This window comes from Agrobacterium sp. fls2-241-TYG-188a (assembly GCF_030209845.1).
Genome location: NZ_JARVRD010000001.1, coordinates 159,916 through 172,904, shown reverse-complemented (window position 1 = coordinate 172,904; position 12,989 = coordinate 159,916). Strand labels below are relative to the sequence as shown.

Sequence of the window (12,989 nt, the reverse complement as noted above, 5' to 3'; positions counted from 1 at the left end):
AATAGAAATTATTTCTAAAATTGCCATCTCGGAGAGATAAATCATCGTGACGACCGCGGTTATTGAATGTCCTGTTTATGGGCCAGAGCGCTCGATTTCCCTTGAGCGGAGTGACGCCTGATGCAAGAATGTCTGCATATGCCGCCCGTTACCGCCCTGCCCGCCTGTGAAAATCGTGATTGGGCACGGCGTGCCATCGGCATCCTTCAGGGTGACGGGCGGCGCTCTGCCGATACGCATCTCGTCAAACCCGTTTTCAAGGGGCTGCGCGGCATCTCGATCTATCTCAAGGATGAATCGACCCATCCCACCGGCAGCCTGAAGCACCGTCTGGCACGCTCTCTCTTTCTCTACGGCATCTGCAATGGCAAAATTGCGCAGGGAACCACGCTTGTAGAGGCATCTTCAGGCTCGACAGCTGTCAGCGAGGCCTATTTCGCTCATCTTCTCGATTTGCCATTCATAGCAGTGATGCCGCATTCCACCAGCCCGCAAAAGGTCGAGGCCATCGAGCGGTTCGGTGGAAAATGCCATTTTGTCGACCGCCCGTCGGAAGTCTATCTTGCTGCGGAAAAACTGGCCTCTGATACCGGAGGCTACTATCTGGACCAGTTTACCTATGCGGAACGGGCAACGGACTGGCGCGGAAACAACAATATTGCTGACTCCATCTTCGAACAGATGAAAAGCGAGGAGCATCCGGAGCCCGAATGGGTGGTGATGAATGCGGGCACGGGCGGCACATCGGCAACGATCGGACGGTATATTCGCTACCGCAATCTGAAGACCCGCCTCTGCGTGGTCGATGTCGAGCACTCCGCTTTCTATACGTCCTATGTCTCAGGGGATCGCAACGTCACCTGCGCCACACCCTCCCGCATAGAGGGGGTTGGTCGCCCCAGAGTCGAGCCATCCTTCATTCCCGGTGTCATCGATCACATGATCAAAATCCCGGACGCCGCATCCATCGCCGCCATGCACGTGTTGTCTGACCGCCTGTTCAGAAAGGTCGGCGGTTCGACAGGGACGAATTTCTTCGGGCTGTGCTGGATTGCCTCGGCCATGATGAAGGAAGGCAAGCAGGGCTCGCTCGTATCGCTCATCTGCGATAGCGGCGACCGCTATGCCGCCACCTATTATAACGCCGATTGGCTGGCGAGGAACAACATCGACATCACCCCCTACCGTGACATGCTGGAAACTTTCATCGACACCGGGGAATTGAACTTGAACGATGAAAGCCTTGTGCCAAATACAGCTGGATAAGGGGAAGCGGCCTGTCTACGCCGGGCCGCAACGCTTTCCGTAAATGAGCGGTACAGCAAAAGGTCATAGTTGACCTGGATATTGCGGCGCATTGTGACGACGCGCCGCTTTTTCGGCCTGCCATATCGCTTTCTGCGATATTTTAAGCGTCCGCCCCGGACAGCAGATTATATTTTTGCAGGATGTCGCGAATTTTGGCGTCCTGCTCAGCATTAGGCATCAGCGCCGGCTGTCGACTGGCGCCGACAGACGCGTCTTGCAAATACAGCGCGCGTTTGACCATGGCAGGGGGGAAACCATGGGCGTAAAGGTCGGTACGGAAAGCGGTATAGACGGACTGGTGCCGTTCAGCTTCCTCGATGTCCCCTGAGTTAAAGCCTTTGACAATACCTGCAAGAACATCCGGCATGGCGTTACCAAGGCCGGAAATGCAGCCCGCAGCACCGTTCTGCAACGCCCAGAGAACCAGATGATCGGGACCGGAATAGACCTCGAAGCCTTCAACCTCCTTTGAAACCTGCAGATAGGCCTCCAGTGTTTCCTGTGCGCCTCCGGAATCCTTGATGCCGGCAATGTTGCCATGGCCTGCCAGCTTGCGCGCCGTTTCAGGTTCGATGTGGTTTTGGGTGCGCGCAGGAATATCGTAGAGATAGACAGGCGTGTTTACCGCATCTGCCACCGTCGAGAAGTGGCGAACGAGGCCGTCCTGCGTGCAGGCAATGAAGAACGGCGTGATGACGGCGATGCCCTTGACGCCGATACGGTCAAATTCTCTGGCAAGCTGCAGCGTCTCGAAAGTTGCGGGCATTCCGGCATTGACGATGACATCGGCCTTGCCGCCAACTTCATCAACCACTTCCTCCAGCAGCCGGATTTTTTCAGAATGGGTGAGCGCGGTGAAGTCACCATTGGTGCCAGCGCACATGATGTTGTTGCCAGCAACCACCTGACGGCGAACCTGTGCGCGGGTGGCTTCGTAGTTGATCGTTTCGTCATCATTGAAACAGGTTACGATCGCGACAAAGGCTTTTTTGGTCATCGGCTTTACTCCGGTCATTCAAATCAGGAAACGCTGGCGAGGCGGGCATTGCGGTTGGCTGCCTGCACGTCCGGGTCAGGGTCGAGCGTGGCAGAGATCAGGGCTTGCGTATAACGTTGCTGCGGATTGTCGAAGACTTGCCCGACCGTGCCGAATTCGACGATCTCACCCTTCTGCATGACCATGACGTAATCCGCGAAATCGCGCACCAGAGGCAGGTCATGGGCAATAAAGATGAAAGCAATCCCCATCTCCCGGCGCAGCTTGTCGAGCAGGCTGACCACCTGCGCCTGTACCGATACGTCGAGTGCTGAGACCGCTTCGTCGCAGACGATCAGCTGCGGTTCAAGTGCCAGTGCACGGGCGATGGCGATACGCTGGCGCTGTCCGCCTGAGAACTGATGGGGATAGCGACCCATATGCTCTGGCGACAGCCCGACCTGATCCAGCAATTCTGCGACGCGTGCGCGCCACTTGGCCTTAGGCAGTATCTCCGGATGAATGACCCAGGCCTCGGAGATCAACTGATAGACCGTCATACGCGGATTGAGCGATTGTGTCGGGTCCTGAAACACCATTTGCAGATCACGCCGCAGTTTGAACAGCTCGCCCGGCGAAAGCGCAAAAAGATCCTGACCCTTCCAGTGTGCTGTACCGCTGTCGGGGTCATCGAGCCGCAGCAGGATGCGGGCCAGTGTGGATTTTCCAGAGCCGCTTTCTCCAACCACGGCAACCGTCTCACCAGCCTTCAGATCAAAGGAAATGCCTTTGAGAGCTTCAAAACCGCCATAGGATTTGCGCGCGTTGCGTACCTTCAGGATCGGCTCGCCATCGGTAGCTGGCTCGTGCAGTTCGCCCTTGCCGGGGGCAGCGGCGATCAGCTTCTTTGTATAGGGGTGCTGTGGATTGCGGTAGACCTCCCGGACGGTGCCGCTTTCGACAAGCACGCCCTTTTCCATCACCACAACGCGATCGGCAACTTCTGAGACGACGCCGAGATCATGGGTTATGATCAGCACGCCCATGCCGGTTTCGCGCTGGAGTTCTTTCAACAGCGCCAGAACATCCGCCTGCACCGTCACGTCCAGCGCCGTCGTTGGTTCGTCGGCTATCAGCAGGTCGGGTTTCAGCGCCAGAGCCATGGCGATCATAACGCGTTGGCGCTGGCCGCCGGAAAATTCGTGTGGATATTTATCAAGTGCCTTTTCAGGTTCTGGGAGGGCGACCCGCTTGAACAGACGCAAGGCTTCTGCCTGCGCTTGGCGGTTATCGATACCGTGGGTTCTCAGGGCTTCGCGCATCTGCCAGCCCACCGTATAGACCGGGTTCAAGTGGCTGAGTGGATCCTGAAAAATCATGGCGATGAAACGGCCATTGACGGCCCGACGCTCATCCGCACCCATTTTCAGGAGGTCCTTGCCGTTGAGCAGGATTTCGCCGGATGAAATCTTGCCGGGCGGCATGTCGATCAGGTTCATGATTGCGGAGGAGGAAACAGACTTGCCTGAACCGCTCTCACCCAGAATGGCAAGCGTTTCGCCGCGATCCAGATGGTAGGAAATGTTGCGCACAGCGTGGACGGTGCCCGTCGCGGTGTAAAAATCCACCGAGAGATTACGTACCTCCAGCAAATGATCAGCCATGTTTCGGTCCTTTCATCTCCAGGCGCCAGCGCTGGACGGGATCAAGCGCGATACGCAGCCAGTTGGACAGAAGGTTGAGCGATAGCGTGGTCAGGATGATCGCCAGACCGGGCCAGAAAGACAGCCACCAGGCATTGGTAAGATACTGACGGCCCTGACTGATCATCAGACCCCAGGTAATCTCCGGCGGTTGAATGCCGATGCCAAGAAAGGAAAGGGCGCTTTCCGCCAGCATGACATAGGCAAAATCCAGCGTCGCCAGGGTCGTCAGCGTCGGCAGAACAACGGGCAGGATATGCCGGAACAGAATGCGCTTTGAAGAAGCGCCCATGACGCGTGCCGCCTGCACGAACATGCGGCTGCGGATTTCCATGACTTCTGCGCGGGTGGTGCGAAGATAGACGGGAATACGCGTAATCGACAGGACCAGCATCAGGTTGAGGATCGAAGAGCCGAGAATGTAAAGCACGATCACGGCCACGAGCAGGGAGGGGAAGGACATGATGACGTCTGCAAGCCGCATGATGATCTGGCTGGTGCGTTGAGATGAAAAGCCGGCTATCAATCCCAGCAGTGTACCAACAACGGCAGAGATGAAGACGGCACCGGCCGCGACCAGGATCGTGTTCTGGGTGGCAGCGATGATGCGTGGCCAGAGCGGGCGCCCCAGCGCATCGGCACCGAGCCACATGAACCATTCGCGACTGAAATCGAAGGGCGCGAGGTTGCGGCCTCTCAGGTTCTGTTTGGTGGCGAGCTCATTGAGCAGGGTGGGTCCGACGATCGCGAGGATTATCACGACGACGAGGAATATTGCGGCGCAGAGTGCAAACTTGTCTGCCCACAGCATGCGCGCCATACGCACGATGGCGCTCGCTTCTTCGGTAACTGGTTCTTTTGCCATGCCGTTATCGGCGGTTTTGGGGGATTGAGAGGCCATGTTCATGTCGATCCTCAATAGCGAATGCGCGGATCGAGCAAAGCATAGGCCAGGTCGATCACGAGGTTCATGAGGAAAATTGCGAAAGCGGTGACAAGGATTGCCGCCAGCACGACGTTGAAGTCACGCTGTAGAATACTGTCGATCATCAATTTGCCGACACCGGGGAAACCGAAGATCGTTTCAATAACGACAGCGCCATTGAGCAGGCTGGCGGCCTGGTCGCCGATCACGGTAATCACGGGCAGCATCGCATTGCGCAGTGCGTGGATGAAAATGATTGGGCCGGATTTTACGCCCTTGGCGCGGGCCGTCTTGACGTAGGCGGAGGATAGCGCCGAGATCATCGATCCGCGCACGACCTGCACGATGATGCCGAAGGGGCGAACGAAGAGAACGCAGATCGGCAAAATCCAGTGGGAGAATGTGCCGGTGCCTGACGTTGGCAGCCAGGAGAGCTGGATGGCGAATACGACGATGGCAACGATGGCAAGCCAGAAATCAGGCACTGATGCCCCGATCAGCGAGACCATCGAGGAAAAGCGATCGAAGAAACCACCCGTGCGGAACGCAGCCAGCGACCCGACGACGATGGCACAGACGGTAACCAGCGTCATCGTGATAACCGCAAGCCAAAGCGTCCAGGTAAAAGCTTCCAGAACGACGTCGAGAGCGGGGCGGGCCTTGCGCAGGCTTTCGCCGAGATCGCCGGTCATGACGTTGCCGACATATTGCACAAATTGAACGAGGAGTGGCTGGTCCAGCCCATGCAGCGCCCGAAATTCGGCCTTCATTTCAGCGGAGGCTTCCACGGGAAGAAACAAGGAAGCGGGGTCGCCGGTCAGGCGGGAGAGAAAAAACACCATGATCAGAAGCCCTATCAGCGAGATAAGGCTGGCGAGGGCGCGTTTGCGGATGAATCTGAGCATTGAGACCTCGATCAAGCTGGAATGGGCGACTGGCATTGCGCCGTCCACTTCACATCGACAGGACGATCAATCGCCCTCTTGTTGAATGGACAGGATGGCAACGGGATGCGTGCCGCCCTGACCTTTGTTGACGGGCACCACCCTCCCGACCTGATGATGATCGATCAGGGGTCGGATGGTGCCTTTTCATGCTTACTGCTTGAGGCCGATCTCAGAGAGCTGCAACATGGAGTTGGTGGCGATGGTTGGTTTGAAATCCAGGCGTTCCGACACCCGCGAATAACCGACCATGTGGAACAGGAGGACATCGGCAACCAGATCGTCATGGACGTAAGTCATGAGTTGCGACCAGAGTTTTGCACGATCTTCACCAGTGGCAGCAGAGGCACGGGCGATCAGATCATCGACCTTCTTGTCGGCGAAACCGGACTGCGTGCCCTTGCTGTCATATTTGAAGAACATGGTGAAGGATGGGTCACCCTTGGAATTGTCGTGCATGGCAGCGACGATCTGCGGGCCACGGCCTTCCTTGAAGGGCTTGGAGTAATAGACCTCGTGCTCCGCCACTTCGACGAACCGAAGCTCGACCTTGAAGCCAACTTCCTGCAACTGCGCCTGCACGGCTTCCATGATTTCCGTCACATTCGGGAAATTGGCTGTGCGGGCAATGATGGTGATAGGCGTGTCGACCGGAACGCCAGCGGCCTTCGCTTCTTCCAGCAGCTTCTTTGCCTGATCCGGATCGTAAGGGAAGACCTTGACGTCAGGGTTCCAACCAAGCGTGGTTGGCGGCACCAAAGCTGTTGCAAGCACGGCATCCTGCGGAACGAGCGTGCCGATAAAGGCCTGCCGGTCGATGGCAAGGTTCAGCGCCTTGCGAACGCGAACGTCGTTAAGTGGCGCTATGTTGCCATCAAGGCGCAAGTAGACGGTTTCACTGTCGAGATAGGAGAAGTCTGTCTTGTCGTTGGTGGCGTCCACCTGGGCAATCGAAGGCGCCAGATCGGCTTCACCGGCTTGAACCATGGCGGCGCGAACGGCCGGATCAGCACGGAACAGATAGGTGGCCTTTGTGACGGCAGGCTTCTTGCCCCAGTAATCGTCACGGGCCTCGAGAACGATCTGCTGGCCCGGCGTCCAGTTGGACAGCTTGTAAGGGCCGGTGCCAACAGGCTCGCGCACGAATTCCAGCGGCGTTCCCTCTGGAACAATGGTAACGAGCGACAGCAGCAGAGGCAGGATCGGCTGAACCGGGTCAACCTTGAAATCGATGGTGTTTTCGTCAACCACCTTCACGTCGAACTTCATGCCCCCGAAATAGCGGCGCGACTCGCAAATATTCTTGTCGCTGAAAATGCGGTCAAAGCTGTATTTGACATCCTTGGCACCGAACGTCTTGCCATCGGAGAATTTCACATTCTGACGCAAATGGAACCGCCAGACGCCATCGCCTGTCTGTTCCCATTTTTCTGCCAGACGCGGCATGACGCCTTTCTTCCCGCGGACATCGAGCTCGGTCAGCGTTTCGCTGACATTTTCCATGATGACGCGGCCGATGTTGGAGCGCGTTGCCATGCAGGGCTCAAGCAGGTCGGCCTCCTCAGGCAAAACGATCTTGATGTCCGTCGAGGCGGCGTTGGCCGGCGCGATGCCGGGCCCGAATGCGAGAACGGAACCCAGAACAGCTCCGAAAAGACGCGAGGTTTTCATGTCATTCTCCTCCCTTGTGGGTGCTGGTCGCACCGCTTGATCTTCACCTCGCGACGGCATGACTGCTGCGCGGTTTGAAAGCATTCCTCCGTGAAACCCTGCGCGCCACCGTAGACGGATCATTGCCCGACGGCGCCTTAACTGGGCTGACGCTGAACATGGAATTTCTCGGCAAGTTTGTCAAATTAATTATTCGTTTCGATCTATTTGTGCAAAATACAAACATATAAAATACAGTATTTACAATTATTTATGACGCCGAAGCGACCTGAAGTTTGCAACTGACGAGATTTTTCAAACTTGACAACTTTGCAAATTTGATGATTTTCGTGGTTGTAAGAGGAGGCCAAAATGACGCCTGAAATGATTGCAACCGTCATGACCGGCAAGGTTGAAGCTGCTGGAAAGGGGCGACACGAAGCCGTGTTGGCCTCGCCCATGATTCAGAACCATGCATCCTTCCTGCACCTTACCGATGATGGCGCGCTCATCTGCGCCTGGTTCGGTGGCACGCTGGAAGGAAAGTCGGATATTTCCATCTTCGCGTCAGTTCTGACGGCAGGGTCCGATCAATGGGGCGAACCGCAGCGGCTGAGCTTCGATCCCGATCACTCCGAGCAGAACCCGGTTTTGTTTTCGGCACCCGACAAGACACTGTATTTGTTCCACACGTCGCAGCCATCCGGCAATCAGGATGAATGCCGTATCCGCATGGCGCAGGTTTCGCGCGACGCGTCGGATCCGACCAGACTGACGGCTGGCGACGGGCGATATCTCGACCTGCCGCGCGGCTGTTTCGTTCGTGCCCCGCTTATGGTTCGCGAAGATGGTGCATGGCTTTTACCGATCTTCCGGTGCATCCAGCGTCCAGGCCAGAAATGGAACGGCAGTCATGACCGTGCTGCGGTTGGCATTTCCGAAGATGGCGGCGAGACCTGGCGTCTGGAGGATGTCGCCCAGTCCACTGGCTGTGTGCATATGAGCCCGGTCTCCATCGGGGATGAAAAGCTGGCAGCGGTGTTTCGCCGTCGTCAGTCCGATTTCGTCTATCGCACGGAAAGTGTTGATGGCGGCCGCACGTGGTCGCAACCTCAGCCAACGGATGTGCCCAACAACAATTCCTCGATCGCCGCGATCCGTCTGCACGATGGCCGCATCGCGATGATCTGCAATCCCATCAATGCCGATATGTCGAGCGACCGACGCGCCTCGCTTTATGATGAGCTGGGCGAAGATGACGACCGGCCAGATGCCGACCCCGATGGCGGTTGCGTGCCCATCTGGGGTGTGCCGCGCGCGCCTGTCAGCGTCTGCATTTCCAGCGATGGCGCAAAAAGCTTTCCGCAGCGGATCATCATTGAAGAGGGGCCTGGCACCTGCCTTTCGAACAATTCGATCGATGGCCACAACAAGGAAATGTCCTATCCGTGGCTCCTTGAGGGAGCCGATGGCTCGCTTCACATCGCCTATACCTATTATCGGCGCGCTATCAAATATGTTCGTCTGGCTCCGGGCTGGGCACATGCGGCAGACGGGAGTAAATCATGAGCAATATCATTGGCATTACCATGGGCGACCCCTGCGGCGTAGGGCCTGAAATCACGGTACGGGCGCTGGCCGAGATGGATGAAGCGAACCGCGCCGCCACCCGCATCTATGGCAATCTTCCAACCCTGGAAGCGGCTCGCAAGGCGCTGAATGTCAATATAAATCTGGCGCCTTACGTTGTCGATTTGACGGTCGAGGGTGCACCACTGGCCTGGGGGCAGCTCTCGCCCGTCGCCGGTGACGCTGCGTTCCGCTTTATCGAGAAGGCAGTGCGCGACGCCGAAGCCGGGAAGATCGGCTGCATCGTCACGGCCCCCATCAACAAGGAAGCGCTCAATCTCGCAGGTCACCATTATGATGGACACACCGGCATGTTGCGCAGCCTGACCAAATCAGCCGCCGCCTATATGCTGCTGGCCTCGGAAAAGTTGAAGGTTATCCACGTTTCCACCCACGTATCGTTGCAGGAGGCGATCCGCCGGGCAACGACGGAACGGGTCCTCGCGACGATCAAAGCTGGCAACGAACACCTGAAACGCACCGGCTACGAGCGCCCACGTATCGCGGTTGCCGGTATCAACCCCCATTGCGGTGAAAATGGTCTCTTCGGCACAGAGGACGACGACCAAATCGCGCCTGCTGTTGCCGCCGCTCGCGCCGAAGGCATTGATGCCTATGGTCCGATTTCCGCCGACACGGTGTTTCACCGCGCCTATTCCGGCGGGTTCGATCTTGTTGTGGCGCAGTATCATGATCAGGGACACATCCCGATCAAGCTCGTCGCTTTCGATACGGCGGTTAATGTTTCCGTTGATTTGACAATCGACCGTACCTCTGTGGATCACGGCACGGCTTTCGACATCGCCGGCAAGGGCATCGCCAACCACGGCAATATGTTGTCCGCCATCGCCTATGCCCGCAAGCTTGTGGCTGGCAGCACTTCCAAGGGAGCGCAGGCATGACCAGCACCCCAGTCATTACCCTGCATCAGCCAAAACGGCTGATCGTCGGTGCCGGAACGATCGGAGACGTCTCCACCTGGGTCGGCGAAGTCTCGTCGACGCTGGTCATCGCCTCACCGATCACGGGCAGCTTCGTTGAGCGCCTGAAGCTACCGGGCAAAGTCGCTTTGTTCGATGCTATTTCGGGCGAACCGGAAATCTCGACGCTCGATGCGGCACTTGCGGCAGCACGTACGGCCAAGCCGGATTTGGTGATAGGCCTGGGTGGAGGTTCTGTCATGGATGTGGCCAAGCTGGTGGCAGCGATGTGGGATGGTGAGCAGACGCTCGCAGATGTCGCAGGACCCAACAGGGTGGCTGGCCGGCGCACGCGGCTGGCGCAGATTGCCACCACTGCGGGTACAGGTTCCGAAGCGGGCATCCGCTCTCTGATCACCGATCCGGTCAAGGGCAACAAGATCGCGGTTGAAAGCCCCCATCTGATTGCCGATCTCGCAGTTCTAGATCCCGAGCTGACCTACTCCGTACCGCCAGCGGTCACAGCCGCAACAGGCGTGGACGCGATGGCGCATTGTGTCGAAGCTTTTACCAACAAGCGTGCGCATCCCATGATCGATGGCTTCGCCAGGATGGGCTTTCACCTCGTTGGGAAATATCTGGGCCGAGCGGTGCGTGACGGGTCGGATCGTGAAGCGCGCGAGGGCTTGCTGCTGGCCTCCTATTATGGTGGCATTTGCCTCGGGCCCGTCAATACGGCGGCAGGTCATGCCATTGCTTATCCGCTTGGAACGCTGCTACACCTGCCGCATGGTCTGGCCAATGCCATCGTGTTTCCGCACGTCCTTGCCTTCAACCAGCCAGTCGTTTCGGCAAAGACAGCAGAAGTTGCCGAGGCGCTCGGTCTCGGGAGTGGCCTTTCTCAGGCGCAGTTACGTGACGCCGCCTTGGCGTTCTGTGGCGATCTCGGAATAGAAATGTCGCTTGCCCGGCACGGCGCGACGGAAACCGATCTATCCCGCTACGCTGAGGATGCCCACGCCATCCGTCGGTTGATGGACAACAATCCGGCCGATATGAGCGTTGATGACGTTCTTGCTATCTATAGAGCCAGTTTCTGACGCGAACCATCGGGGCAGCGCGGTCTCGCTGCCCTTCAATCTGTCAGTTCGTGCAGTCTCGTGAATCAGCGAAAGACTATTGCGACGCCTGAAAAAGCCTTCCACGCGATCCCTGAAGGTGCTCGAACATAAGCCTTCGCGCATCCTCCTCCCGGCGATCCGCAATTGCGTTGGCGATAGCCTCATGCTCGGCAAAAACGCGGGTCAGCCCAGAGGCCTCCCGTCTGATCGAAGCACCGTGAAATTTCATTCCCACGGCAATGTGGTCTTTCAGGGCTTCCATGGCTGTCGAGAAATAGGTGTTTTGCGCGGCGCGCGCGATAGCAAGATGAAATTGGAAGTCAGCATCTTCGCGGTGCGATTGTCTGTTGGTCGCGTCGCGGAGCAGTTCCAACGCTTGCCTGATGGCTTTCAGACTTTCAGCATCATGGCGGCTGGCCGCTGCCGCAGCGGCGGCAGGCTCGAGTGTCAGGCGAAATTCATAGCAATTGAGGAGATCGGCGACATTTTCCAGCTGCCCGAAACCGAGCGGCTGCCTTAAGCCCACGGAGCGGACAAAACTCCCCGCACCACGGCGGGAATAGATCAGACCCTGGTCGCGAAGGCGCTTGAGAGCCTCGCGAACAACCGGACGGGACACCTCGAATTCGGCCGCAAGTTCGTGTTCCGTGGGCAGCCGCTCGTCAGATTTGTAGGCACCTGATTTGATCGCCCGCAACATGCGTTCGAACACGATGTCGGGAAGGCCTTTGCGAGCGATTCCGGCTTCCAGTCCCATGTCTCAACTTGCCTTCCGCAGAACCATCTCTGCAATAATCTTAAGGGTATCGGAATGGCCGAACCCGCCTGATTTGGCTATGATATAGCGCCCATTTTCGGAGGCAACACCCAAGCCCGGCAAGCATTCACCATGGAGATGGAGCCGGGATACACCAAGGCTTCGCATCACGGCATCCGCCGTGGCACCGCCAGACAGAAGCAATGTGGCGTCATTCCTGGATAGAATGGCCCCAAGGCCGCCACCTAGAGCGTCAGCAACCGCCTGCGAGGTTGTCTCACTGGGACCCGGCGTTGCCTGTATCAATGTCAGCGCGGCATTGGCTTCAAGGCCACCAGAGATATGACCGTTTGGCGCTGCTACATAACTCACCGCGCCCGTCGCGCGCAGTGCGTCGATTTGGGCGAGTGTAATCGGATCGCGCGAGCCAATAACGAAAATGGCTCGGCCAGGCGGCACGATCGCCACCTGCGGGACTTCCCCTCCCGTCATGCGGCAGGCAAGCGCCTCGGCAAGGCCACGCGCCCCGATCAGAAGGTCAGTACCGTCGTTCTCGGCTGCGGCAAGCACATCTTCCATGTCGTCATGAGACAGCGTATCTGGAGCTTCGACACGGACAAAATGCGACCCGAAACACTCCGCAATTGAGATCGGTGTATCGATACCATGCCCTTTGACATGCGCTGCCTCTACAATGCGGTCAAATGCCGGAATGGCAGGTGCGACAAGTGCGCGGGAATATGGGATGGCCTCGAGCTCGGCGGCAATATTGCCCTTAAGCCTGGAATCGACTTTCTTGAAGAGACGCGTCCTGGCTGGCAAGAAGCCAATCGCTGCAGCCGTGGCAAACCTTGCCTCATCGGCGCTGATCTCGCGGGTGTTCAGGTTGATCGAAATGACATCCGGCTTGTCCGCGATGATTTCGGCCACGGCCGTCAGGTCAAGCGCAACATCCGCGCGAAGCCCGCGTGCGGCAAACGGCGCTGCCGAGTCCAGCGCACCGGTCAAATCGTCCGCGAGAATCGCCAACATGACATTTACCTTATAAAGTTGTCA

General features: G+C 57.7%; 11 protein-coding genes. 4 read left to right on the top strand and 7 right to left on the bottom strand.

The window, feature by feature from the left end:
- Positions 1 to 120: 120 nt before the first annotated feature.
- A complete protein-coding gene (locus tag QRN85_RS00760) occupies positions 121 to 1,266 on the top strand; it encodes a PLP-dependent cysteine synthase family protein (protein ID WP_082469797.1) in 1,146 nt (381 codons plus the stop codon).
- 142 nt (positions 1,267 to 1,408) lie between these two features.
- On the opposite strand, the gene QRN85_RS00755 is transcribed toward QRN85_RS00760, so the two are convergent.
- The 5 genes from QRN85_RS00755 to QRN85_RS00735 all read right to left on the bottom strand — a co-directional run bounded on the left by QRN85_RS00755 (position 1,409) and on the right by QRN85_RS00735 (position 7,527).
- Entirely contained in the window at positions 1,409 to 2,305 is an 897-nt protein-coding gene (locus QRN85_RS00755) for a dihydrodipicolinate synthase family protein (protein WP_284756836.1), read from the bottom strand.
- A gap of 23 nt (positions 2,306 to 2,328) precedes the next feature.
- Positions 2,329 to 3,948 carry an ABC transporter ATP-binding protein gene (locus tag QRN85_RS00750; RefSeq protein WP_284756834.1) on the bottom strand — a complete coding sequence of 540 codons (1,620 nt, stop codon included), beginning with the start codon at positions 3,946 to 3,948 and terminating at the stop codon, positions 2,329 to 2,331.
- On the bottom strand, positions 3,941 to 4,852 hold the full coding sequence (locus tag QRN85_RS00745) for an ABC transporter permease (protein WP_284756832.1): 912 nt from the start codon (positions 4,850 to 4,852) through the stop codon (positions 3,941 to 3,943). The genes QRN85_RS00750 and QRN85_RS00745 overlap by 8 nt, the downstream gene beginning before the upstream one ends.
- A 50-nt stretch (positions 4,853 to 4,902) precedes the next feature.
- Positions 4,903 to 5,817: an ABC transporter permease gene (locus QRN85_RS00740; RefSeq protein WP_062590189.1), complete on the bottom strand. Its 915-nt coding sequence runs from the start codon at positions 5,815 to 5,817 to the stop codon at positions 4,903 to 4,905.
- A gap of 192 nt (positions 5,818 to 6,009) precedes the next feature.
- Entirely contained in the window at positions 6,010 to 7,527 is a 1,518-nt protein-coding gene (locus QRN85_RS00735; protein WP_284756829.1) for an ABC transporter substrate-binding protein, read from the bottom strand.
- A 351-nt stretch (positions 7,528 to 7,878) separates the two neighbouring features.
- On the opposite strand from QRN85_RS00735, the gene QRN85_RS00730 reads away from it, so the two are divergent.
- From QRN85_RS00730 to QRN85_RS00720, 3 genes are read left to right on the top strand one after another with little or no spacing between them, the layout of a single operon-like run.
- Positions 7,879 to 9,075, top strand: a complete 1,197-nt coding sequence (locus QRN85_RS00730; RefSeq protein ID WP_284756828.1) for a sialidase family protein — start codon at positions 7,879 to 7,881, stop codon at positions 9,073 to 9,075.
- Positions 9,072 to 10,037 carry a 4-hydroxythreonine-4-phosphate dehydrogenase PdxA gene (gene pdxA / locus QRN85_RS00725; protein WP_284756827.1) on the top strand — a complete coding sequence of 322 codons (966 nt, stop codon included), beginning with the start codon at positions 9,072 to 9,074 and terminating at the stop codon, positions 10,035 to 10,037. Before QRN85_RS00730 ends, pdxA begins: the two co-directional genes overlap by 4 nt.
- Positions 10,034 to 11,155, top strand: a complete 1,122-nt coding sequence (locus tag QRN85_RS00720; protein ID WP_284756826.1) for an iron-containing alcohol dehydrogenase — start codon at positions 10,034 to 10,036, stop codon at positions 11,153 to 11,155. The genes pdxA and QRN85_RS00720 overlap by 4 nt, the downstream gene beginning before the upstream one ends.
- 76 nt (positions 11,156 to 11,231) lie before the next feature.
- Here the strand turns inward: QRN85_RS00720 and QRN85_RS00715 are convergent, their stop codons facing one another.
- Complete coding sequence (locus QRN85_RS00715) at positions 11,232 to 11,933, bottom strand: FadR/GntR family transcriptional regulator (RefSeq protein ID WP_062590002.1); 702 nt, start codon at positions 11,931 to 11,933, stop codon at positions 11,232 to 11,234.
- A 3-nt stretch (positions 11,934 to 11,936) separates the two neighbouring features.
- A complete protein-coding gene (locus QRN85_RS00710) occupies positions 11,937 to 12,965 on the bottom strand; it encodes a four-carbon acid sugar kinase family protein (protein ID WP_284756825.1) in 1,029 nt (342 codons plus the stop codon).
- Positions 12,966 to 12,989: the final 24 nt, after the last annotated feature.